Origin of the sequence: Psychrobacter sp. DAB_AL43B (assembly GCF_900168255.1) — a bacterium.
GTDB lineage: Bacteria > Pseudomonadota > Gammaproteobacteria > Pseudomonadales > Moraxellaceae > Psychrobacter.
Map to the genome: position 1 here is coordinate 2,964,848 of NZ_LT799838.1, position 23,709 is coordinate 2,988,556.

Below are 23,709 nucleotides of genomic sequence, written 5' to 3' on the forward strand. Positions count from 1 at the left end.
AGGACAAAAGCCTGATGACTTTAGCAACAGTCAATACTCATACTGCCCAGATTAGCCAGCCTGCTTTAAGCTTTGAAGACCGCTATGACAAGCGCTTATATAATAAGCGCCGTTTTATCAATAGATTGGGGCTTGGTTTTGCTCTATCAGCGATCGTCTTTGGTTTGTTTTGGCTGGTTTGGATTTTGATCACGCTGTTTGTTGAAGGCTTTCAAGGTTTAATCAAAATGCCGGTGTTTACTGCAGATACACCGCCACCTATGGGTGAAGGTGGTCTGCGTAATGCCATTATTGGTTCAGTGATGTTGGCTTTTTCAGGTTTAGCCATTGGCGCACCCATCGGCATGATGGCAGGCATATATTTGGCTGAATTTTCACATGGTAGTCTGTTAGGTAAAGTCACCCGATTTTTAAACGATATTTTACTGTCTGCTCCATCCATCGTTATTGGGCTGTTTGTTTATGCGTTGCTGGTCAAAGGTCAAAGCTTTTCAGGCTGGGCAGGTGCACTAGCATTAGCGCTGATTGTGATTCCCATTGTCGTACGTACGACGGAGAACATGCTAAATCTTGTGCCTAATACCCTGCGTGAAGCCGCCTATGCACTAGGCACACCGAAATGGAAGCTGGTCAGTACAGTCACGCTCAAAGCCGCCAAAGCAGGTTTGACCACAGGTGTGCTGTTAGCGTTTGCTCGTATTACTGGCGAGACAGCCCCCTTACTGTTTACCGCATTAAATAACCAGTACTTTAGTACAGATATGAGCCAACCGATGGCTAATTTGCCAACCACTATTTATCAGTTTGCCATGAGCCCGTATGACAATTGGCATGCATTGGCTTGGGCGGCGGCGCTGCTAATTACTATGACAGTATTGCTATTGAATATTGCGGCGCGCTTTATAGGCGGTAAAGATCATACGAGATAACTTACTATCTGAAAACTTTGACAACCATAATGAGCAGTACGGCTGATAACCCACTCCTCCTTTAACGATATTTAAAAATAGCTGGATACGATTATGACTGATGTACTAGAAAGAAAAGCCGCTAAGCAGAAAACAGATAAAGGCAGTATCAAAGGTCGTTTACTAGGTCAGCCAACCTCTACTAATAGCCAGCACAAGCAGCCAGATAGCGCTCATCTGACCAAACAAACCATGGCAGATATGCCTGACAATATGCCGCCTGCTAAGATTGCCATTCGGGACTTGGATTTTTATTATGGTGATTTTAAAGCGTTAAAAAATATCAATATCGACATCCCAGAAAAGAAGGTAACCGCGTTTATTGGACCATCAGGCTGCGGTAAATCAACGCTGCTACGCACGCTTAACCGTATGTACGACTTGTATCCTAACATGCATGCCGAAGGTCAAATCATCTTGGATAACAAAAACATTTTGGCTAAAGAGGTGGATGTCAATTTACTGCGTGCGCGGGTGGGTATGGTCTTTCAAAAGCCCACGCCGTTTCCCATGTCCATCTACGACAACGTGGCATTTGGCGTACGTTTATATGAAAAGCTGAGCAAAGCAGAGATGGATGAGCGTGTCGAGTGGGCATTGAAAAAAGCGGCGTTATGGCTCGAGGTCAAAGATAAACTTAAAGCCTCAGGATTGTCATTATCAGGTGGTCAACAACAGCGACTTTGTATCGCCCGTGGGGTGGCAACGAAACCTGAAGTACTGTTATTAGATGAACCAACCTCAGCGCTTGATCCCATCTCTACTGGCGCTATTGAAGATTTGATTACGGATTTAAAAAATGACTATACGATTGCTATCGTAACGCACAATATGCAGCAGGCCGCGCGCATCTCCGACTACACCGCTTATATGTATTTGGGTGACATGGTAGAGATGGGTGAGACGGATCAAATATTCACCAACCCAGCACAAAAAGCGACTGAAGATTATATTACCGGTCGTTACGGCTAAGTTGCTCTTTATTTAAAGAAGTTGTTTATAGCGGTTATTTATAGCAGTGATTTATAGTGATCCTTCATAACCATCCTCATTTTGGCAATATCTTTATGACCAACACCAATACGATTAAGACCGATTCGATTAAGGAGGTAACCATGCTGGTAACTGAAAAGCATTTATCAAAGAGTTTTGATAATGATTTAAATGAAGTTATTGAGTTGTTTATGCAAATGGGACGCATGGCAGCAGAGCAAGTCATGGTTGCGACCCGTGCATTGATAGCAGCAGATGAGGCAACCGCGAAAAAAGTGATTACTGATGATGATCTAATCAATCAGTTAGAAATTAAAATCGATGAGCAAATTATTTTGTTGGTTGCCAAGCGCCAGCCAGCAGCGAATGATTTGCGCTTAGTCATGGCCATTAGTAAAGGCATTGTTGACTTTGAGCGTGTGGGTGATGAAGCAGAAAAGATAGCGCGTATGGCATGCCAATTGATTGAAGATGGTGCTTCACCAAGAGGCTATTCAGAGGTTCAGCATTTATCCAATCAGGTGCGCTTAATGCTGCTTGATGCGCTTGATGCCTTCTTATGGATGAATCCTCAGCAGGCATTTTCGGTATTGCAAAGCGATGTGTCTGTCAATGAAGAGTATCAGTCTGCCACTCGCTCCTTGATGACCTATATTATGGAAGACAGTCGTCATGTGTCTAAAGTGATTAATATACTATGGGTATTGCGCGCACTCGAGCGCGTGGGCGACCATGCTCGAAATATTGCTGAGCTGGTCATTTTTTGTACCAGCGGCAAAGACGTGCGGCATACGGATTTTTTACGGGTAGAAGAAATCGTACAACAAACCACCAATGCTGGCATAAATGCTAACAAATAGTCTCTCTAACCTTGTTTTAAAATTAATAACGAAAATGTTTATTAATAGGATAGGCAAACAAAATATTCTCTTCTTGCGTACCGCGTCCAATATTATGAATAATCAGCGGTGTGCCATCAGCAGCTGCTTTGTCCGATACGATACCTGTGTGCGGTAAATTGCCGTTCGGTAGTCGCCAAGTCACCACATCTCCCGCTTGAAAGCTGGATTTTTCAGTGATTGATAACGTCTGTCCATGACGCGCAAAAAACACTTCAAGATTGGGCACACGGCGATGGTCGATATTTTTATCGGTTGATTTAAGTCCCCAAGTTTTTGGATAGCTTGACCAGTTGGATTTCATATCGTGGTTGAGCAATTGCTGTAGATCTATATTTTGCAAGCGATAAGCACGAACGACCACATCTGTACAGACACCGGTATTTATCGGCACATCGCCGCGTGGGAAATCCAGCTTACGGTAAGTAGGATCATAGCTGGTGGTAATGCCGATTTGTTTTTTGGCATCGTGTGCCAATTTACTGCCGTCGCTGATAGGGGCAATAGCTTGAGCCATTTGCGCCAATCCTAGCAGGCTGATAAAGGCTAGCGATTTAGCGAAGGCTTTATAAGTATCAGATACTCTCATGTGCCGATCTCTTTGTTATTAATTTAACTATAAATGCTCTAGCATTTGAAAATCATGACGGGCTGTAAAATACTTAAACGCTCAAACCATCTCTTATTCATTTACGCATCAATCAACCAGCCCTGCGCCGTCGCAAATTCAATCTGTCGTACCTGCCAATCATAAATACTAGGAAAGCTGTCTTTAATAAAGGCATGCGCACCCGCCACCTGTGAACGCGTAACGTTAGAATCAGTCCACGTTTTGCCATTCGTATTTAGATTGAGTAAAAACGGCAATAAGCGATCAACTACTTTCAGCAGCTGGGTTTCTTTGCTGCTGCCAGTTTCCTGCTCTTCCCAAATCTTATTTAAATCTTTAATCCCGTTACCACGTTCGGCTTGTAAGCGCGCAATGCCAGCGCGTTCTTCAAGATGCGCATCACTGCGTGTATCGGCATATAAAAAAGTATCGCCTGCATCGATTTCACCCAAATCGTGTACCAGTGCCAGCTTTAGCAATTTCTCATGATTAACATCCAACTCGAACAACTCAGCGATTGACCAACATGCCATCGCTAAATGCCATGAGTGCTCAGCGGAGTTTTCTAGACGAGTGGTAGCCGTCACATAACTGCGCCTGTTAACACGTTTAAGAGCATCAAGCTCTAGTAGAAAATGAGTGACATTATCTATATCAATGTTTGAGGCAAGCGTTGGGTTGGTTAATAAGATGGAATTGGTTGATGACATAAATTTTCTCTTAGCTTTTCTACGAATGTATAGCGCTTTATCTTATCTTTAAGCACCAGCGGTTATTATACATTTTATGAGTGTTATAAAAGAGGATGCTAGCCTGTAATTAACTGGCGCCACTATAAAAAGAAAATAGCGCTTATTTTAGTAAGCGCTATCTGTTCTAAATCGAGTAAAAAAACAACTATTTAATCAAGTTGCTAATAGTTTTGAACGCAGGGTCTTTACTACTTCGGCATAGCTCAAATAGAATGGTTTCAACTGTGGTAATAACACCACCGGCACGGCGAATACGGCGAATGGCTTGCTTTTTATCATACGGAAAACGCGAACCAACCGCATCACCAATAATGACTGGCTGCATACCATTATCTAGCAAATCAAGCGCAGTTTGTAAGACACAAACATGAGTTTCAACGCCGAACAGTAAAACAATACTGCGATTTTGCTGAGCAAGGTGATTCCATGAATCGTCATTGTCGCAGGCGCTAAAAGTGACTTTTTCAAAGCCTTTGGCATTATCGCCTTCTAATAACTCACGAATTTCGGGCAAGGTTTCGCCTAAGCCCTTTTTATACTGCTCATTGAGCATAATTGGAATATCAAGCGCTTGCAAACCTTTGATCAAAGTCGTTATTTTTTTGATAATATTTTCATGGTCATAGATATGCGGGGTCAGACGTTCTTGGACGTCGATTATCATTGCTTGGGTATTTTCACGGTCAATACGGTAGGTACGATCAGTAATCATGGTGGACATAGTACACTCCTTGTACGGCTGACTTTATTGTTAAAGGCTATGTTAGTTTTATCATTGATATTATCATTATTAGCCTTACACTCATTTAGTCATAGTTTGCTGAGTGCGTCAATGGAGATAGTCTCTAATAATGATTAATAACAATTCATCACGCTTGATTTATACTGCTTAGCATAGGTTTTTGATTATGAGTAGCCAATAACTATATATTATGGCGTCTAGCATTCCTTAATAAAGGCTGTTTTTGAGTCATTACCATGACCAAACCAAGAACAATACCAAAACACAAGGTTAAAAGATAATACACCATATAAATGAGCGTGTTTATAAATGCAAAAAACATGCTGTTTAAAGTAATGATTAATATCGCAGCGATGGTACCGCCGAACAGCTCTCGATATTTTTTATTAAAAATCTTAAAGGCCACCAACGGTATCGCGATACCAAACAAGCCAAATGTAGCACCCCAAACACCTGCCATGTCCATATCAAAATATAGGACCCCTAAAACATTAGCGAAAATACCACATATAAAAAAGGCAATCATAAAACGTACAGAACCTAATACTTTTTCCAAAATATAGCCCGCAGCAAAAAGCATTCCCAGACTCATTACCAAATGCATAATCCCTGCATGTACAAAAAGCGATGTCACTACCCGCCAATATTTACCAGCTTGCAGCGCGTCTCTGCTCAACCCGCCTACCTTATCTATCTGCCTAGATAAAGGATCAATGATATCCATACCCATGAATACGGTCAGTATAAATGCGCCTATACAAGTCAGCATTAACACTAACGTTGCAGGTTGTTTTTTATTACTTCTAAACAAAGCTACTAGACTTTTTGACACATCCTTCACTGGATCTCGTTTTTTTACATGCTTTTGTTTTTGTATATGCTTTCGTGTGCTCTTCTTTTCTTTATTATCAATATCTGCTGCAAAAATAAGCAATAAGCACACTCCCATACCAATAACAAATGAGCCAAACCCCCAGACGAAATCTCGCTCTAAACTGTCAACAAACAATCCTGATTCAGGTACCAATATCAAGGGTGTTAAATTAGACTGCTTATTAACTGTCGAAATCGTATGTAAGTAGCCACTTCTCTGATTTGACGATTTAAGTTTCTTAAAGTAGCTGATAGTAGAGAGGTCTTTGGCTTGATATTTGTGGCGAGAGTCATTAATAAATGCTGAGTATTGACGGTCTTTAATACTTTGGTCTTCACGATTATCGTAGCTTGTATGGTAACTAGAACCTAGCCAAATATTATCAGCGGCCGCAAATGGCGTCGCAATGTAATAATAGACATGCAATGTCGAGTCAAAATACCGTCCACTGACTACTTGTGTCTCTATATAAGAAACCTGCTCTGATTTTAGTGGTTTAAAATTATCCACCTTGAAATACTTTTGTTTTGGATAGTTACGAACATCATTCAGGTTGTTTACTTCAACAACCTCGTACGCAGCTTTAGACAAATAGTTTTGGCTGAGAACAAGCGGTATCACTAATGCTAAAACCATCGTTATAAAAAAGTAGCCTGAACTACTACGCTGAACCCACTTTAAAGTCAGAAGCTCGTACCTCGGCCACATCCAAATACTAACGACTAAAATAGATAAAAGAAAAGGAATACCAAAATCCCAGTAGCTTTCTTTTAAAGGTAGAACGTCTAGATAAACATCCAGTAACCAGCGTAAAGCACCAAAAATTAGAATGCTGAAGATACTTAAGCACAAATAAGGAAAAAATACCTGCTTTAGTTTTATTTTAGTCGACCCTTTAGTACGTTGGGGTTTCTGCTCCTTACGCTTGGTAATTTTACGCCTATCCTGTTTACCTACTCTATTTCTGCTTCTATTTTTATTCTTATACCTATACTGGCTTCGCTTATTATTATCTCGCATTTACCTTCACCATTCATTTATAGCAAACCACGCCCCAACTTTGATGACTTTCTTCCTTAATCGATAAAACCTGATTGGATTCAGCATATTTACTCGTATTACTTTATTGCAAACACAAAAAAGCGCCTCTAACATTAAGTTAGAGGCGCTCATTTTACAAGATATCAAAGCATATTAATCAACAAATATCAGCTTAACTGAAATTTACACACGCTCAATAATAGTCGCAATACCTTGACCAAGACCGATACACATCGTCGCTAGACCGATTTCAGTATCTGATTGCTCCATCGCATTTAGCAAAGTAACGGTGATACGAGCGCCTGAACAACCTAGTGGATGACCTAAGGCAATCGCGCCACCGTTGATGTTGACGATGTCTTGCTTATCAGTCAGGTTCAAGGCTTTAAGTACTGACAAACCTTGCGCTGCAAACGCTTCGTTAAGCTCGATCGTTTGCATATCATCGATGCTCATGCCAGCACGCTTAAGTGCTTTTTGCGTCGCAGGTACAGGACCGTAACCCATGATAGCGGCATCACAACCAGCAATTGCCATGCTACGAATACGAGCACGTGGCTTTAGACCTAGCTCTTTGGCTTTTTGCGCGCTCATGATTAGCATTGCTGATGCACCATCAGATAATGCAGATGAGGTAGCAGCAGTTACCGTACCGCCTACTGGATCAAAGGCTGGACGTAACTTTTGCATTTGCTCCATCGTCGCATCCGGACGAATCACTTCATCGACAGTACATAGCTGCAAGCGACCCGCTTCGTCATGGCCTTCGATACCGATGATTTCATTGTCAAAACGACCTTCAGTGGTCGCAGCCCATGCACGGCGATGCGATTCAAGACCAAAGGCATCTTGCTCTTCACGCGTGATATTATTCATGCGACCTAGCATTTCAGCGGTCAAGCCCATCATGTTTGAAGCTTTTGCATAATGCTTTGACGCTTCAGGGTTCAGATCAACGCCATGCATCATGCCGACGTGACCCATATGCTCAACACCACCGATGATGAATACATCACCTTGGCCGGTCATAATTTGGGCAGCAGCGGTATGTAGCGCCTGCATAGAAGAACCACATAGACGGTTAACGGTTTGACCGCCAGCTGTCTTAGGGATATCAGCTAGCAAACCGATGTTACGGCCGATATTTAAACCTTGCTCTAGCGTCTGGTTAACACAACCCCAGATGATATCTTCAACGTCACGTGGGTCAAAGTCATTACGCTCAACCAATGCACGAACCAATTCAGCAGACATGCTATCAGCGCGGACATGGCGGAACATGCCGTTTTTAGTTTTACCCATCGCTGAGCGTACGCCATCTACGATGACCACGTCTTTTGGACTTAAAATTGTCATACTATCTTCCTTTTCAATTTTTATTGTCAGTGGCAGTACTGCCATGCTCGCCTATCTAATTTAGAAGGTTACTGATAATAAATAAATTACCAGTAATCTTATCGAGCACGTGTACTGCACTTCATCCTAGTAATGACTGCCTATTACGCGGTGGCGTAAAAGGTCTCGCCTGCTGCTGCCATATCGCGAATCTTCTGCGGGGCTTCATAAGCTTTGCCAAGGTGCGCGTATTTTTCACACAGTGCCAAGTAGTTATCTAGACCCATTTGGTCGATATAACGGCAAGGACCACCGCGGAATGGCGGGAAACCAACGCCCATAATCATCGCCATATCAGCTTCTGACGGCGTGCTGACGATGTTGTCTTCTAGGCAACGGACAGTTTCATTACAGAAAGCCAGCATGGTGCGGTCGATAATAGCTTGATCATCAAATTCTTGCTTAGTGCTATCAGTGGTGGTTTTTAGCAGCTCATAAGTCGCTTCATCAGCAACTTTCTTTGGCTTGCCACGTTTGTCCATTTCATACTTATAGAAACCAACGCCATTTTTCTGACCTAAACGTTTGTTTTCATATAAAAGCTCAATCGCGCCTTTATAATCAGGCTTCATACGGTCAGGGAAACCTTCTGCCATCACTTCTGCGCCATGTACGCCCGTATCTAAACCAACAACGTCGATTAGATAAGCAGGACCCATAGGCCAGCCGAATTTTTCCATGACTTTATCGACATGCGCAAAATCAGCACCTTGCTTAAGCAATAAATCAAAAGCACCAAAGTATGGGAACAAGACACGGTTGACTAAGAAACCTGGACAGTCATTAACGACAACAGGTACTTTACCCATTTTAGAAGCTAGCGCAACAGTCGTCGCAATCGCTTCTTCAGATGATTTCTCACCGCGGATAACTTCGACCAATGGCATACGGTGTACTGGGTTAAAGAAATGCATACCAACGAAGTTTTCTGGGCGCTCAAGTGCTTCAGCCAAGAAAGTAATAGAGATCGTTGAAGTATTTGAGGCTAGGATACAGTCGTCTTTCACCAAGCCTTCAACTTCTTTTAGTACCGCACGTTTGACGTTTGGATTTTCTACGACCGCTTCGATAACGATATCCGTTTCAGCAAAATCACCATAATTCAAAGTAGGACGGATACGGCTTAAGGTTTCGCCCATTTTAGTTGGGGTCATTTTGCCGCGATCGACCATTTTGCCAAGTAACTTGCTGGCTTCGCCCATACCAAGGTCTAATTGCTCAGACTTGATATCTTTCATGATGATTGGCAAGCCTTTACTAGCTGCCTGATAAGCGATACCGCCGCCCATGATGCCTGCGCCTAGTACCGCAGCTTCATTGATTTCATGTGCTTTTTTGCTGTGCTGCTTCGCTAATTTCTTAACCAACTGATCGCTTAAGAATAAACCAACCAAGCTTTCTGCTTGTGGTGTTTTCGCCGCTTTTGCAAAACCAGCGGCTTCTACTTCGATTGCTTTATCACGTGGTAAGTTAACGTGTTTTTCCATCGCAGCAATAGCAAGTGCTGGCGCAGGATATTGCTTCGGATTGGCTTTGGCAAAGATCATACCTTTGGCACTGTTAAATGCCATCGCTTGCTCAAGCTGATTTAATTTAACTGGAACCAGCTTCTCTTCACGCTTCGCTTTCCAATCAAGCTCACCTGAGATACATTTTTTGACCAAATCAATGGCCGCATCTTGCAAGTCATCAGCAGCAACGGTCGCATCAACTAAGCCAAGTTTTAGTGCATCAAGGGCTTTTTTAGGTGTACCAGTCGCAATCAGCTCAAGCGCATTATCGATACCAATGACACGCGTAGTACGAACCGTACCACCAAAGCCTGGGAAGATACCCAGTTGAGTTTCTGGTAGACCGATGATGGCTTTGTCGCTCATGACACGGTATTCGCAAACCAAGGTCATCTCACAACCACCGCCAAGCGCTGCGCCATTGATGGCAGCTACTTTCGGGAATGGCAAATCTTCAAAGCGATTAAAGGCGTCATTAATGTTAATAACCCAATCTTTAATTTCTTCTTCTGGTTGCTTAAAAGAAGCCACAAATTCAGTGATATCAGCACCAGCGATAAACACGCCTTTGCTTGATGTTACGATCAAACCTTTAACGTCATCCGCTTTTTCTAACGCGTTAACAACTTCAGCAAATTGCTTATTGGTCTCAGCATCAAACTTGTTCACGCTCTCATTTTCGGCGTTGTACTGCATGTTGGCGATGCCATCCTCTAGCATTGTCACCGTAATGCGATTTCCTTGGTATACCATTTGGAACTCCTTGCTATATAACGAAAGCTACGTTTTAAAATTAAAAGTTTTAAAATTAAAGTACATAGCCAGTTATTGTTAGAAAAATGGGTAATAGCACCGCTAATCTGTACTTTTATTACAATTATCACAAACAACGTCGTGGTGATGTGGTTGTGATATCGCCTTAATAAAAGCAAGCCAGATTAAACAGTGCAGATATCTTTATTATCCAGCGCTTATGCTTGTACATTTATAGCTATGTACTGATGTTCTATGTACTTGTGTTCTACTATTGCCGTTGTCGCTGTTGACTGAGACTTGGTCTGATAGTCGTTTTTCGATTAAATAATGGTGTAAAACCCCACTGATTAATCGCTAGACTAATTTCACGCCAATTAGTGTAGGGGATTATGCCCCCGACTGTCACAAGCTAATACCATACTCGCAAGTCACTCTTAAATCGACAGCAGCCCTTTACCTGACTAGCAATCTGCCTTAAGTGATTGTTTGTATACTAGAATTAGCGCGTGAAAAGCAAACGCTTAACGTAACCTCTTATCAAAACATATTCAGCCGCTAAGTTAAGTCGCCAATACGTAACAACGGCTTGTTATCGTATTTCAGTGGTTCAACCGGCTTTTTTAACCCTAAAGCGTAAAAAATGATTCACGGAGGTAACGTGTGGCAGAAGGAATATAATCTATCATGCTACACTAACGATATTTTTATTATTCACCTGATAGATGGTTGGATTATGACTGTTTCTTTTACGCCAAACCTTGCAGATACCCGCTTTATGCCTTTTACCAATACCAAGCAGTTTCATCACGATGTGCGCGCGCAACTTACCCAAGATATCGAGGTGTTATTTGCTTACGCAGAGCTGCCAAGTCCGCTGCTTGATGCGTGCCGTTATGTAATGACCGGTCAAGGTAAATTGGTACGCCCATTATTAGTCGCCAGCGCCTTTGCTAGCACCTATAATAATAATTATAGTGAAAATAGCATGGCTAACGCCAATGGTTTGGAAGCTTTGTTAGAAAACGACTCGGATTATGATATGTGTCGCCGTGCTGCGTTGGCGGTGGAATTACTCCACACTTATTCGTTGGTGCACGATGACTTGCCGTGTATGGACGATGATGAGCTACGCCGTGGGCAGCCGACCGCTCATATTGTCTTTGAAGAATCGACGGCACTACTGGCAGGTGATGTATTGCAAACATTAGCCTTTGAAGTATTAACGGCAGAAATGCCAACCTTTGCGCCCTTTGATTCAGCTATCGCAAGCCAGCTATTCGCCATATTTGCCCCGCGTGCCAGACGTATGGTGTCGGGTCAAATGCTAGATCTCAATGCCGAAGCCACTACTGGTATTTCACAGAGCGATTTAGAAGCTATTCACCGTGATAAAACGGGTGCATTAATTGAAGCGGCGATGCTGATGGGCGGCATTTGTGCTGGCGCTACCGCTCCGCAGCGCATGGCATTGCAAGAATGCGCCCAGCATATTGGTCTTGCCTTTCAAGTACAAGATGATATTTTGGATGTCACTACCAGCACAGATGCGTTAGGCAAGCCTGCTGGTAGCGATGAAAAGTTAGATAAATCTACCTATGTAAAATTGATGGGCGTTGATAACGCGACCAAATACGCGCAATCGCTATTTGATGACGGACGCGCAGCCATTTCTCGTGAACTTGGTAATAGTAAAGAAAATGATGCACTTGTGGCATTGATTGAATGGTTATGGGCTAGACAAAAGTAAGTTTACGCGTGCTAAACTGTCCGCTATTCTACAACGATACTATTATATTACGATACTACGATGATTGAGACTTCTATATGAGCGACCTTAAACAGCCTAACTCTGATAAACAGCCGATTTCTCGATCGCCTAATCAGCACAATCATCATGACCATGCTGCTCATACACCAGATGCGGGAACGGAAACTGCTGAAAGCTTCGCTGTTAATGCCAAAGGCAAAACAGGCTTTGGGCGAATCGTTAAAGCTGCTGGCTACTCTGCCGATGGCTTTATGGCGGCCTATAAAAATGAAGCAGCTTTTCGACAAGCATTTTGGCTCAACTTAGTCTTGCTCATTGCGCTTGTATTCATCCCTTTGACCATCACTATAAAAATGATCCTGCTTATCGCCTCTTTTCTATCTATTATCGTTGAGCTGTTTAATACAGGACTTGAAGCAAGTATCGACCACACGTCAACTGCACAGCATCCATTAGCAAAAATAGGCAAAGATGTTGGCTCTGCCGCCCAGTTTTTGGCACTGACCTTATTGTTTGTGTTATGGCTTATGGCTTTGTCTACTTTGCTTTTTTAACCTCAACGTTTACCTGATAAAGTTCGCCTGATAAGGAATTCATTTATGATTAATGATAGTTCCGAGACTTCTAACTCCTTAAATCAGGCTACTACTATTAGTAATTCTACTAATTCCTCCAATCCGTCACCAAAAATATACCTCGGCACGGGCGGTTATAGCGATACCGACTTACTAGGTACGCTATATCCAACCGGTACCAAAAAAACGGACTTCTTACGTGAGTACGCCAAACAATACGGTGCAGTAGAAATCAATAGCACATTCTACGCACCTATCGGGCAAAAAGCCTTTGCTGGTATGGTCAATAAAGCTTATGCCGAAGCAGAAAGTGAATTAAAATTTGCCGTCAAGCTGCATCAAGACTTTACTCATGCGCGTAAAGGCACTGCCGAGCACGCCCAAGCTTTTCTTACTGCCCTCACACCACTCATCGAAGCTGATTGTCTAGCGCCACTATTATTACAATTCCCACATGGCTTTGATCGTACTCGCGAACATCGTCTATATCTCGCAAACCTTGTAAGTTGGTTTAAGGATTATCCATTAGCCGTTGAATTTCGTCATAACGGCTGGCATACCCCGCAAGTGGTCGATAGCTTTATCGAGCAAGGGCTGATTTGGTGCAGCGTTGATTATCCCAAGGTCAGCGGACTACCGCCGTCACGGCTGATATTTACTCAGCGGACGGGCTATCTACGCATGCATGGTAATAATCTAAACTGGTGGGATGCGATGAGTGCAGCTGATCGTCATGATTATCGCTATAGCGAGGCTGAAATGCAGGACTGGGCGCAAGCGATTGCCAATCAGCGTCAGCATTTTGATACGCTATATATCTTCTTTCAAAATACGGTGAATGCCCATGCTTATTATAATATTGCAATGTTGCGGGAAGCGTTGGGGAAATTTGGGTTTGAGGTGTTGTAAATCAAATTATGACTTTCTCTCAGAGTATGGTTTTTTATATAACTAACACGAGGAATAACAAATGATACCAAAGCATGGGAACAGTAAATTTCAATGTCCTCATTGTAATACCCTTGCGATGCAAACGTGGTTTACTGCATATAATGCAAGTACGACAGCTACAGGCATTCTTCATCATTTGTATCTAGATTACAGGTCTAGCATTGGTGATATTACGCAAAGGAATATTGCTACTTTTTTAGATAAAGTTAACAATAATTTCCAAGATAATTTTTATAAATTTGTACCTAAAAACTTCTCAATAGCAACTTGTTCATCCTGCAATGAAATTACAATATGGATTAATCAGGAAATTGTCTATCCTAAGAAAATAAAAGTTCCAGCACCTAATGTTGATTTAAATGAAGAAATAAAAGCTCTGTACCATGAAGCTTCATCAATCCTTATAGACTCACCAAAAGGCTCTACCGCCCTTTTGCGTTTAGCTCTTCAAAAACTTTTAAAGCAAGTAGGTAAAAGTGGAAAAAATATTAATAATGATATAAAAGATTTAGTAGCAGAAGGGTTGAGTCCTAAAATACAACAAGCATTAGATTTACTTAGAGTAATAGGCAACAATGCTGTTCATCCTGGGCAAATAAATTTAGATGATAATGCTGAAGTTGCCGAAAAATTATTTAGTATTTTAAATTTTATTGCTGATGAGTTGATTACGAAACCAAAAGAGCTAGATAGTCTATATGCAGATCTAATTCCTCTTGATACTCAGGAGCACATTAAGCAAAGAGATAAACAAGAATAATTTATCGATTTTAAAATCTTAAACCAAAAAAAGGACGCCTCTCAGCGTCCTTTTTTTAAATCAAATACTTCGGTTAAAGATTACTCTTCAACGCCAGCATCTTGACCTTTATATTTCGCATTTGCATAGTCCCAGTTCACAAGCTTGTCTAGGAACGTATCAACATAGTCAGGACGACGGTTACGATAATCGATGTAGTAAGCATGTTCCCATACGTCACAAGTCAATACCGCTACTTGGTCATGTGCAAGTGGCGTATCAGCGTTAGCAGTTTTAGCGATAGACAGTTTGCCGCCAACTTTATCAGCAACTAACCATGCCCAACCTGAACCGAACTGAGTCATTGCTGCGTTTTTGAACTCTTCACGGAACTTATCATAGCTACCGAAATCTTCTTCGATTTTAGCTTTTAGATCACCAGTAGGTTCGCCGCCGCCGTTGTCTGGCGTCATGCAGTTCCAATAGAACGTGTGGTTCCATACTTGGGCTGCTTGGTTAAACATACCTTGTTTGCTGTCATCTTTCGCAGTTGCGACGATGATTTCTGACAAAGTTTTGTCTTCTAGACCAGAACCTGGTAGCAATTCGTTCAATTTGTTCACATAAGCAGCATGATGCTTATCATGATGGTATTCTAACGTCTCGGCACTGATATGTGGCTCAAGCGCGTCTTTTGCATATGGTAGGTTTGGTAAAGTAACGTTTGACATAATTATTTTATCCTTGCTAGTTTTAGTTGTGACTTTATAGAAAATGATTAATAGAAACTGATTATAAAAACCGAATTTTACGCTATTTTTACCACGCAAAAAACCCTATAAAATAGCGAACTAAATTGGCTGAGTTTATTATTCGAAATGAATTTTATCGCTTACTACATGTTATTGTTTAACACAGTATCACGTATTATTATGAATCCAAAATTAACACTTATAATTTTCTTGCTGTGCGCTCGAAAGCCAAATACTTGGCTTTTTAAACGTTTATTAACTTAATATTCACAAGCTATAAGATATAATTCACGATAGCTTGGTAGCTATTATAGCAATAGTCGCGACAAATATCAGTTACCAAATGTTATGAAAAGTGCAACTAGCATAGCCAGTAGTTATTTATCAACTATCCGCGTAGCAATGCTCAACGTCAGGTTCAGCCAGTATTTGCGTAAATGACAAACCAATAAACAATAGCATTAGAACAGAGCTAACAGTTAAAATCAGATCATACTCTTTATTACTATATAACGGGACAGACCCAATGAGCGCTACCAGTACTTCGCTATCTTCTAACCAATCGACCACTCATAATCAGTGGGTGCTCGCCAGTAACAATAAAGGCAAACTGGCTGAGTTTAAAAGATTGTTTGCCGAAGCAAATTTGGATGTGACGATTGTGCCGCAAGGACAGCTGGATATTGAAGATGCAATCGAAGATGGCTTGAGTTTTATCGAAAACGCCATTATTAAAGCGCGACATGCCAGTCGTATTAGTGGTTTACCTGCCATTGCTGATGATTCAGGGATTTGCGTACCCGTATTAGGCAATGCACCCGGTATTTACTCTGCGCGCTATGCAGGCGAGCACGGTAACGATGACAAAAACAACGTCAAACTTATCGCTGATTTGCAGCCTATCCGCGCTGAGCAGGCTGACGAATCCATTAAAGGGCTATTTGTTTGCGTATTGGCAATGGTGCGCCATGCCGATGATCCGCTACCAATTATCGCGCAAGGTTTATGGCAAGGTGAGATTTTAGAAGCCCCTCACGGTGATGGCGGCTTTGGTTATGATCCGCTGTTTTGGTTGCCAGAGTTACAAGCAACTGCCGCCAGCTTAAGCGCTGCTGATAAAAATCGTATCAGTCATCGCGGTCAGGCGATTCAGCAATTATTAGCACAACTGCCGCTGTAACCTTATCTGATAGCAGGTAGCGGAAGGTCTATAGAAATCTTGCGCGGCGCTATTAAAGAGATAATTTTTACTTTAATAATTAGATAGATTATACTGTTCTACTTTTAAAATTTTGTTGAAAGCCGTTATTTGTCTGTATAATTCACCAAAAAGCGTTATTATGCGACCTATTAACGGTTTAATATTGATATTTGATAGCGTCCATTAAGATTTATCATTTTTCATATCAATGTCAAAGGCGATTGCCCAAGGCATTGGTGGTAAAATAGCTATCACTATCCCCTATTTATTCCAACGGCAACCAATCGTACACGCCCATATTTTGAGGCATGGTTGTCTACTATTTAATCCTAAAGGTGTAATGATCATGGCTACAGATTTACAAGTCACAACCAACAAGTTATCTAACAAAGAAACTCAGCTAACGGTTAAAGTACCCGTTGAAAAGATTCAAAACAAAGTTGAAGGTCGTATTCGTCAAGTGGCGAAAACTGCCAAGATTGACGGTTTCCGTAAAGGTAACGTCCCAATGTCACATATCCGTTCACAGTACGGTGCTGGCATTCAACAAGAAGTGATCAACGACGTCATCCGTGATACCGTTTTTGAAGCGATCAAATCTGAAGACATCCGCGCTGTGGGCATGCCTAATATCGACGACGTAAAACTTGAAGATGATTTCTTAGTTTATCAAGCAACGGTTGAAATCTTTCCTGAAGTTGATGTTCAAGGTATTGATGAGATCGAAGTTGAGCGTCATACAGCCAAAGTTGATGAAGCTGATGTCGATACTATGATCGAAAACCTACAAAAACAACGTGAAGAATTCGTTGAGAAAAAAGGTAAAGCAGACAAAGGCAATCAAGTAACTTTTGACTTTGAAGGCTCTATCGATGGCGAAAAATTCGAAGGCGGTTCTGCTGAAGACTTCAAACTGGTTATCGGTAGCAACCAGATGATTCCAGGTTTTGAAGCAGGCATCAAAGGCATGAAAGCTGGCGAAGAAAAAACCATCGATGTGACTTTCCCAGAAGATTACCAAGCTGAAAATTTAGCTGGTAAAGAAGCTCAGTTCAAAATCAACGTAAAATTGGTTGAAAAATCTAAGCTACCTGAAATCAACGAAGAATTCCTTGAGCTATTTGGTGTCAAAGAAGGTGGCGTTGAGAAGTTAAAAGATGACGTCCGTAAAAATATGGAACGTGAAATCAAAAATGCTGCGCGTAGCCAAGTGAAACAAGCGACTTTTGACGCTTTGCTAGAAAAGAACGAGTTTGACGTACCAAACGCCATGCTAGAGCAAGAAATCGAGCGTCAACGCAACATGATGATGCAACGTTTTTCTCAGCAGTTTGGTGCAAACGCGGATAGCTTCGATAAAGACATGCTACCAAATGAGCTGTTTGAAGAACAAGCGCTACGTGCTGCCCGTCTCGGCATCATCGTTGCTCGTGTTATCGATACCAAAGGCTTAGAAGTTGATCAAGAACGTGTTGAAACTTTCATCAAAGAAGCAGCAGAAAACTACGAAGATCCAAGCGAAGTCATTGAGTACTATACCAATGACAAGCAACAGCGCGCCAACATTGAGTCTGTGGTTCTAGAAGACCAAGTCGTTGATTATCTGATTGGTCAAGGTAAAGTGACTGACAAAGAAGTCAGCTACCAAGACCTATTGGCTGCTCAGCAACAACAGCAGCAAGCTATGTAGTTTAGCAAGAGCTAACTTAGCAACTTGCCTTTAAATGGTACTGATTGCTAGGGTTGATGCAAAAATGCCCTAACGCAATGCCCTAACATATGTGTTAGGGCATTTTTATTGGTAACTTATATACTATCTTTATGAATAGTTTATCGGTACAGCCCTTGATAAATGCGCATAAACCCCTTATTAATAGGGAGTCATTTATCATTTGTCACATTAAAAAGTTACTATTGTCCCGATAAAAAAGTTACCATTAGCTCAATTATTTTTAGCAGCTACGGTTCAGTACCATTATTTATCAGCTATTGACCATATATAGTTTTTCATTGAACCCAATAGGTTTTATTAGCTAGTAAGTTTTATTACAAACCAGCAATGTTTACAATGATAAACACCAATAAAAATTAACGATTTGCAAGCCTCTACCCTTTATCTTTTATATTTATAAACAGGATATTTTTATGACAGATTATGATCGCATCACTGCCAACCCGCATTTTGATATGTTGATGAGTGCACACAACGATGCTCAAAGCATGCAATATACTCAGAGCGCCCCTCAAAGCGCATTGGTTCCTATGGTGGTTGAGCAGTCAGCACGTGGTGAACGCTCGTTTGATATTTTTTCACGCCTATTGCGTGAGCGTGTTATCTTTTTGACCGGTCAAGTCGAAGACCATATGGCCAATCTTATTGTGGCGCAGTTGCTATTTTTAGAAGCTGAAAACCCTGATAAAGACATTCATTTATATATCAATTCACCAGGCGGCTCAGTCAGTGCAGGTTTGGCTATTTTTGATACCATGAACTTTATCAAACCTGAAGTATCGACCATTTGTATGGGCGGTGCTTACAGCATGGGTTCATTCCTATTGGCCGCTGGTGAGAAAGGTAAACGTTACGCATTAGCCAACGCTCGCGTGATGATTCACCAGCCTTCAGGCGGTGCGCAAGGTCAAGCAACCGATATCGAAATTAATGCGCGTGAAATCCTAAAAACTCGTGCTCGCTTAAACGAAATTTTGGCTGAGCGTACTGGGCAACCGGTAGAGAAAATTGAAAGAGACGTCGAGCGTGATTATTGGCTAGATGCTAAAGAAGCCAAAGAATATGGTCTGATCGATGAAGTATTAGAGCGTCGTCCTGCTTCTTTATAGTCACTGTTTTATAGTCACTGTTTTATAGTCACTGTTTTATAGTCACCATAAATAGTGACTATCATAGTTACCATATTAGTAACCGTATAAGAGCCTTGATAAGCCGCGATGCTTGGGTGCTCTGCCCTATTTAAACTCAAGGGCAGCACACTCAAGTATCGACGTAGACATTCAGAATATTTATAAGCATTAAATTTTAGGAGCGCCTTTTATGGCAGAAGATAATACCCCGCAATGCTCGTTTTGCGGCAAAGAAAAAAGTGAAGTGAAGCAGCTGATTGCTGCTGACGATGCCAATATCTGTAATGAATGTATTGAGCTATGTACTGACCTCATTGCCGACACTGACGAAAATGGTGATGACGATAACGACATTGATACTTCTTGGGTCAATAAAAAGCTACCAACGCCAAAAGAATTGCGTGCCAAGCTTGATGAGTACGTCATCGGACAGGATGCTGCCAAGAAAGCCTTGGCTGTTGCCGTTTATAATCATTATAAGCGTCTAAAAGTTAGCCAAACCTTAGCCAATGACAGCAAAAAAGCTAAGATCGGTGCTGATGATGCGATGGTTGAATTGTCGAAAAGCAACATCTTGCTGATTGGTCCAACCGGTTCTGGTAAGACATTACTTGCTCAAACCTTAGCACGTCTACTCGATGTGCCTTTTGCGATGGCAGATGCGACGACTTTGACCGAAGCAGGTTATGTCGGCGAAGACGTTGAAAACATCGTGCAAAAGCTATTACAAGCATCAGATTATGATGTCAGTAAAGCGGAACAAGGCATCATCTATATCGACGAGATTGATAAGATCAGCAAAAAAGGCGATAACCCTTCTATCACACGTGATGTGTCAGGCGAAGGCGTTCAGCAAGCTTTGCTAAAGCTTATCGAAGGTACGGTTGCTGCTATCCCACCACACGGTGGTCGTAAGCATCCACAGCAAGAGCTGATCCAAGTCGATACCAGCAATATCTTGATTATCGTTGGTGGCGCATTTGCTGGCCTTGATAAAGTCATTCAGCAGCGTACGGAAAAAACAGGCATTGGCTTTAATGCCGATGTGAGCTCAAAAGACGATAGTAAACGTAGCTCAGAGCTGCTGCAACAAGTAGAGCCTGAAGATTTGATTAAGTTTGGGCTTATTCCTGAGCTAATCGGTCGTCTTCCTGTCCTTGCCGCTCTCACAGAGCTTGACGAAGATGCGTTGGTTCAAATATTGACAGAACCAAAAAACGCCTTGGTTAAGCAGTATAAGTATCTGTTTGATATGGAAGGCGCTGACATTACTTTTACCAAAGAAGCGCTTGATGCGATTGCTAAAAAAGCCATGGCACGCAAAACTGGTGCTCGTGGACTGCGCTCTATCGTTGAAAATGCCCTTCTTGAGACGATGTATGAGCTGCCTTCTATGAAAGATGCTAAGACAGTACTCGTTGATGAGCAAGTAATTAACGAAGGTAAAATCCCTGAAATCACCTTCTCTAACGATGACTCAGAACAGATAGCAATAGACGCTTAAAGGGTCTTATTTGCTTTATTAAAACTGTCATTAAATTAGTAGCGTCTAGCATATCTTATGCTAGACGCTCTTTTTATGTCTGCTTATTTTTTCATTTTTTTATTGCAGCCAATGTACTGGATAAAAATGACAGCGGCGTTTATCAATCGCCATCAGTCCTCATCATAAATCATGCTAAGGTAGAAATATCGGTAAATCTCAATTATTTACCAATATTATTAATGAGACAAAGGACTGTTTATCATGCTTAATAACGTATCTGCTATAGCAACCTCACTACGTCAACACTTGCCTTTTTCTACCAATACACACCATGACATTGCTCCTTATTATCATAACCATGTCGCTGCTATTACGGGTGCAGGATCTGGTATGGGACGTCAGCTTGCCATTCATTTAGCCAAAATGGGCTGTCATGTGGCGTTATCTGATATCAACGCTGAACAGCTAATACAAACCAAAGAGCTGCTCGTTGGTTACGATATTAAAGCGACTACCACGGTACTCGATGTCTCAGATAACAAAGCCGTTGAGGCTTGGGCTGATAATGTCATGGCAGAGCATGGCAAAGTGAATTTTATCTTTAATAATGCAGGCGTAGCGCTGTATTCGACGGTCGAAGGCAGTAGCATTAGCGAACTTGAATGGGTAATGGATATCAATTTTTGGGGCGTAGTCTATGGCACTAAAGCATTTTTGCCGTTAATTAAAAATAGCGTCAAAGAAAGCGAATTTGCCAATAAAGATAATAAATGTCGCCAGTTTAAAGAACATGGTCATATCGTCAATATCTCAAGCCTCTTTGGTTTGACTGCTCAGCCTTCACAATCTGCCTATAACGCCAGTAAATTTGCCGTACGTGGCTTTACCGAGAGTTTGCGCCAAGAGCTAGATATTCAGCATTGCGGTGTGTCAGCAACCTGTATTCACCCTGGTGGTATTAAAACCAACATCGCCAATAGCGCGCGTGGTAATGACAGCATCAAAGATATCGGTATGCGCGGCGGCAGCAAAGCCATTAGTAGTTTTAATAAGTTTTTAAAATTTGATGCCAGCGAGGCCGCTTGGGTTATTTTGCATGCCGCAGCGACGAACCAGCCGCGCTGCTTGATTGGAAATGATGCCAAAATGATGGATGCTGTCCAGCGTGCGTTCCCAGCACGTTATAGCAAAGTGCTCAATGACATCAATAAAATTTCTCGGAAGTTAAAAGGTAAAAACCATACAAAAACTACTGTCCGTAAGGCGGTTATTGCTAAATAACTTGAAGCTAAATAACTTAGAGCTCAACAAGCAATGATAAAGAACATCCATACAAAAAGGGCTTAAACGCAGATAACGTTTAAGCCCTTTTTTAATCATTAAAATAATAAACACTTTATAAATAATAGGCACTTGATAATAGGCAATATACCTAATTTTATCTTTAATTTACTAAATCGGCTATTATTTTTAATTTTGAAACACTTTACGTATTTGTATTTGGTACAATTATGTTACTAGCAACTTACAGATTAATTACTTGTTATATTTTGATAGGTAGAGTTAGGCTGATTATTGAATAAGAGTGCTACGAATGCCTAAGCATACTTGTCATTGTTCTAATCATTGCCCTTGTTCTTGGCACTATGAGCATTCTATCTATTCGAAATAAAAAGTTATTTTTGCCATTATGGCAACTAAACTATCATATAAATTCAGATTTACATATTATTTTTTAAGATAAGGATATTCTAATGAAAACATTCCCTCGCGCCAAGTCCTCCTCCTTTTTAATAGCCACCATTTTTGCGATTAGTGCAGCCAGTGTGACCGGCTGTAGCGATAGTAATGAAGTCAAAGCGGTTGACCGTGTCGAAGAAGCAGCAGCAATAGCAAGGGTAAAAGACCTTCAGGCATATGCCGATACATTAAAAGGTAGTATGCCAGCTGCCAATGACACGACTGCTAGCGCAGGGGGCGACGCTACAGCAGCTGGCAAACCTTCTATCAAAATGCCGGACGAATCTACTATTCCTGATGACGAATATGGCGCAGCGGTACGCCGTGGTCTACTAATCGCTACCAATACCTACAAAGAAATGCCAGATAACGTCGGTAATCAGCTTAACTGTACCAGCTGTCACCTAGGCAAAGGCTCAGAGGCCTATGCTGCACCTTGGAATAACATGCCAAGTATTTATCCCATTTATCGTACGCGCGCTGGTCGCGTCAATACGATACAAGAGCGAATTAATGGTTGTTTTGAGCGTTCAATGAATGGTAAAGCACTTGATCTAGCTTCAGATGATATGAATGCGATGGTTTCTTACATGAGCTGGCTGTCACAAGATATGCCGTTTGGTGTGTCACCTGAAGGCCGCGGCTTTGTTAAAGTTGATAAAAACTTAGAGCCAAATACTGATAATGGTAAAAAACTATTTGCAGAGAAATGTACCGTCTGTCATGGCGTTGAAGGTGAAGGCCAATACAATGACGATGGTACTTATATCTATCCAGCGGTTGCCGGCGATAAGTCATTCAATGATGGTGCCGGTATGGCACGTACCTATACTGCCGCTGCATTTATCAAAGGTAAAATGCCATTTGGTCAAGGCAACTCATTAACTGATCAAGAAGCGGTCGATATTGCTGCTTACTTTACCCACTTGCCTCGCCCTGTAAAAGCCAATAAAGATAAAGATTGGCCAAACGGCGATGCACCTAAAGATGTGCGTCGTTAATTTTAAAAGCTTTTATAAATAAATCCTGTATAAAAGATAGAATAAAGAAAGCCCAGCTGTTTAAATAGTTGGGCTTTTTTATGAGTCATCATT

Annotated in this window: 20 protein-coding genes; 13 read left to right on the forward strand and 7 right to left on the reverse strand. The window is 41.6% G+C overall.

The genetic code is table 11. The annotated features are described in order from the left end of the window. Window positions 1-14: 14 nt before the first annotated feature. The 3 genes from pstA to phoU all read left to right on the forward strand — a co-directional run bounded on the left by pstA (window position 15) and on the right by phoU (window position 2,821). The gene (gene pstA / locus DABAL43B_RS12620) at window positions 15-929 is read left to right on the forward strand and encodes a phosphate ABC transporter permease PstA (protein ID WP_079692720.1); all 915 of its coding nucleotides are present in this window, start codon (window positions 15-17) and stop codon (window positions 927-929) included. Window positions 930-1,160: 231 nt separating this feature from the next. Next, window positions 1,161-1,940: a phosphate ABC transporter ATP-binding protein PstB gene (gene pstB, locus DABAL43B_RS12625; protein ID WP_079693124.1), complete on the forward strand. Its 780-nt coding sequence runs from the start codon at window positions 1,161-1,163 to the stop codon at window positions 1,938-1,940. Between the two features lie 143 nt (window positions 1,941-2,083). After that, window positions 2,084-2,821: a phosphate signaling complex protein PhoU gene (gene phoU / locus DABAL43B_RS12630; protein ID WP_079692721.1), complete on the forward strand. Its 738-nt coding sequence runs from the start codon at window positions 2,084-2,086 to the stop codon at window positions 2,819-2,821. Window positions 2,822-2,843: 22 nt separating this feature from the next. Here phoU and DABAL43B_RS12635 read toward each other — a convergent pair whose 3' ends face one another. The 6 genes from DABAL43B_RS12635 to fadB form a co-directional block, all read right to left on the reverse strand. Then, the gene (locus DABAL43B_RS12635) at window positions 2,844-3,449 is read right to left on the reverse strand and encodes a DUF1287 domain-containing protein (protein WP_079692722.1); all 606 of its coding nucleotides are present in this window, start codon (window positions 3,447-3,449) and stop codon (window positions 2,844-2,846) included. A gap of 101 nt (window positions 3,450-3,550) precedes the next feature. Continuing rightward, a complete protein-coding gene (locus DABAL43B_RS12640; RefSeq protein ID WP_079692723.1) occupies window positions 3,551-4,180 on the reverse strand; it encodes an HD domain-containing protein in 630 nt (209 codons plus the stop codon). Between the two features lie 187 nt (window positions 4,181-4,367). Then, the gene (locus DABAL43B_RS12645) at window positions 4,368-4,943 is read right to left on the reverse strand and encodes an isochorismatase family protein (protein ID WP_079692724.1); all 576 of its coding nucleotides are present in this window, start codon (window positions 4,941-4,943) and stop codon (window positions 4,368-4,370) included. Between the two features lie 202 nt (window positions 4,944-5,145). After that, window positions 5,146-6,858: a rhomboid family intramembrane serine protease gene (locus DABAL43B_RS12650; RefSeq protein WP_079692725.1), complete on the reverse strand. Its 1,713-nt coding sequence runs from the start codon at window positions 6,856-6,858 to the stop codon at window positions 5,146-5,148. A 204-nt stretch (window positions 6,859-7,062) separates the two neighbouring features. Then, window positions 7,063-8,235 (reverse strand): acetyl-CoA C-acyltransferase FadA, encoded by a 1,173-nt coding sequence (gene fadA / locus DABAL43B_RS12655; protein ID WP_079692726.1) that lies wholly within the window; start codon window positions 8,233-8,235, stop codon window positions 7,063-7,065. 143 nt (window positions 8,236-8,378) lie between these two features. Then, on the reverse strand, window positions 8,379-10,538 hold the full coding sequence (gene fadB / locus DABAL43B_RS12660) for a fatty acid oxidation complex subunit alpha FadB (RefSeq protein WP_079692727.1): 2,160 nt from the start codon (window positions 10,536-10,538) through the stop codon (window positions 8,379-8,381). A gap of 736 nt (window positions 10,539-11,274) precedes the next feature. Here fadB and DABAL43B_RS12665 point away from each other — a divergent pair. The 4 genes from DABAL43B_RS12665 to DABAL43B_RS12680 all read left to right on the forward strand — a co-directional run bounded on the left by DABAL43B_RS12665 (window position 11,275) and on the right by DABAL43B_RS12680 (window position 14,595). Further along, on the forward strand, window positions 11,275-12,288 hold the full coding sequence (locus tag DABAL43B_RS12665) for a polyprenyl synthetase family protein (RefSeq protein ID WP_079693125.1): 1,014 nt from the start codon (window positions 11,275-11,277) through the stop codon (window positions 12,286-12,288). Window positions 12,289-12,365: 77 nt separating this feature from the next. After that, window positions 12,366-12,863 carry a diacylglycerol kinase gene (locus tag DABAL43B_RS12670; protein ID WP_079692728.1) on the forward strand — a complete coding sequence of 166 codons (498 nt, stop codon included), beginning with the start codon at window positions 12,366-12,368 and terminating at the stop codon, window positions 12,861-12,863. A gap of 45 nt (window positions 12,864-12,908) precedes the next feature. Next, window positions 12,909-13,793: a DUF72 domain-containing protein gene (locus tag DABAL43B_RS12675; RefSeq protein ID WP_227516691.1), complete on the forward strand. Its 885-nt coding sequence runs from the start codon at window positions 12,909-12,911 to the stop codon at window positions 13,791-13,793. Between the two features lie 61 nt (window positions 13,794-13,854). Next, window positions 13,855-14,595 carry a DUF4145 domain-containing protein gene (locus tag DABAL43B_RS12680; RefSeq protein ID WP_079692729.1) on the forward strand — a complete coding sequence of 247 codons (741 nt, stop codon included), beginning with the start codon at window positions 13,855-13,857 and terminating at the stop codon, window positions 14,593-14,595. Between the two features lie 80 nt (window positions 14,596-14,675). Here DABAL43B_RS12680 and DABAL43B_RS12685 read toward each other — a convergent pair whose 3' ends face one another. Then, window positions 14,676-15,305 (reverse strand): superoxide dismutase, encoded by a 630-nt coding sequence (locus DABAL43B_RS12685; protein WP_079692730.1) that lies wholly within the window; start codon window positions 15,303-15,305, stop codon window positions 14,676-14,678. A gap of 547 nt (window positions 15,306-15,852) precedes the next feature. On the opposite strand from DABAL43B_RS12685, the gene rdgB reads away from it, so the two are divergent. From rdgB to DABAL43B_RS12715, 6 genes are all read left to right on the forward strand, one after another. Further along, window positions 15,853-16,506, forward strand: coding sequence for an RdgB/HAM1 family non-canonical purine NTP pyrophosphatase (gene rdgB, locus DABAL43B_RS12690; RefSeq protein ID WP_079692731.1), 654 nt, complete (start codon window positions 15,853-15,855; stop codon window positions 16,504-16,506). Between the two features lie 367 nt (window positions 16,507-16,873). Further along, complete coding sequence (tig, locus tag DABAL43B_RS12695; RefSeq protein WP_079692732.1) at window positions 16,874-18,217, forward strand: trigger factor; 1,344 nt, start codon at window positions 16,874-16,876, stop codon at window positions 18,215-18,217. A gap of 455 nt (window positions 18,218-18,672) precedes the next feature. Next, the gene (gene clpP, locus DABAL43B_RS12700; RefSeq protein ID WP_079692733.1) at window positions 18,673-19,368 is read left to right on the forward strand and encodes an ATP-dependent Clp endopeptidase proteolytic subunit ClpP; all 696 of its coding nucleotides are present in this window, start codon (window positions 18,673-18,675) and stop codon (window positions 19,366-19,368) included. 211 nt (window positions 19,369-19,579) lie between these two features. Further along, on the forward strand, window positions 19,580-20,893 hold the full coding sequence (gene clpX, locus DABAL43B_RS12705; RefSeq protein WP_079692734.1) for an ATP-dependent protease ATP-binding subunit ClpX: 1,314 nt from the start codon (window positions 19,580-19,582) through the stop codon (window positions 20,891-20,893). A 243-nt stretch (window positions 20,894-21,136) separates the two neighbouring features. After that, window positions 21,137-22,156, forward strand: a complete 1,020-nt coding sequence (locus tag DABAL43B_RS12710; protein WP_079692735.1) for an SDR family NAD(P)-dependent oxidoreductase — start codon at window positions 21,137-21,139, stop codon at window positions 22,154-22,156. A 473-nt stretch (window positions 22,157-22,629) separates the two neighbouring features. Further along, window positions 22,630-23,616 carry a c-type cytochrome gene (locus DABAL43B_RS12715; RefSeq protein ID WP_079692736.1) on the forward strand — a complete coding sequence of 329 codons (987 nt, stop codon included), beginning with the start codon at window positions 22,630-22,632 and terminating at the stop codon, window positions 23,614-23,616. The last annotated feature ends 93 nt before the right edge of the window (window positions 23,617-23,709 follow it).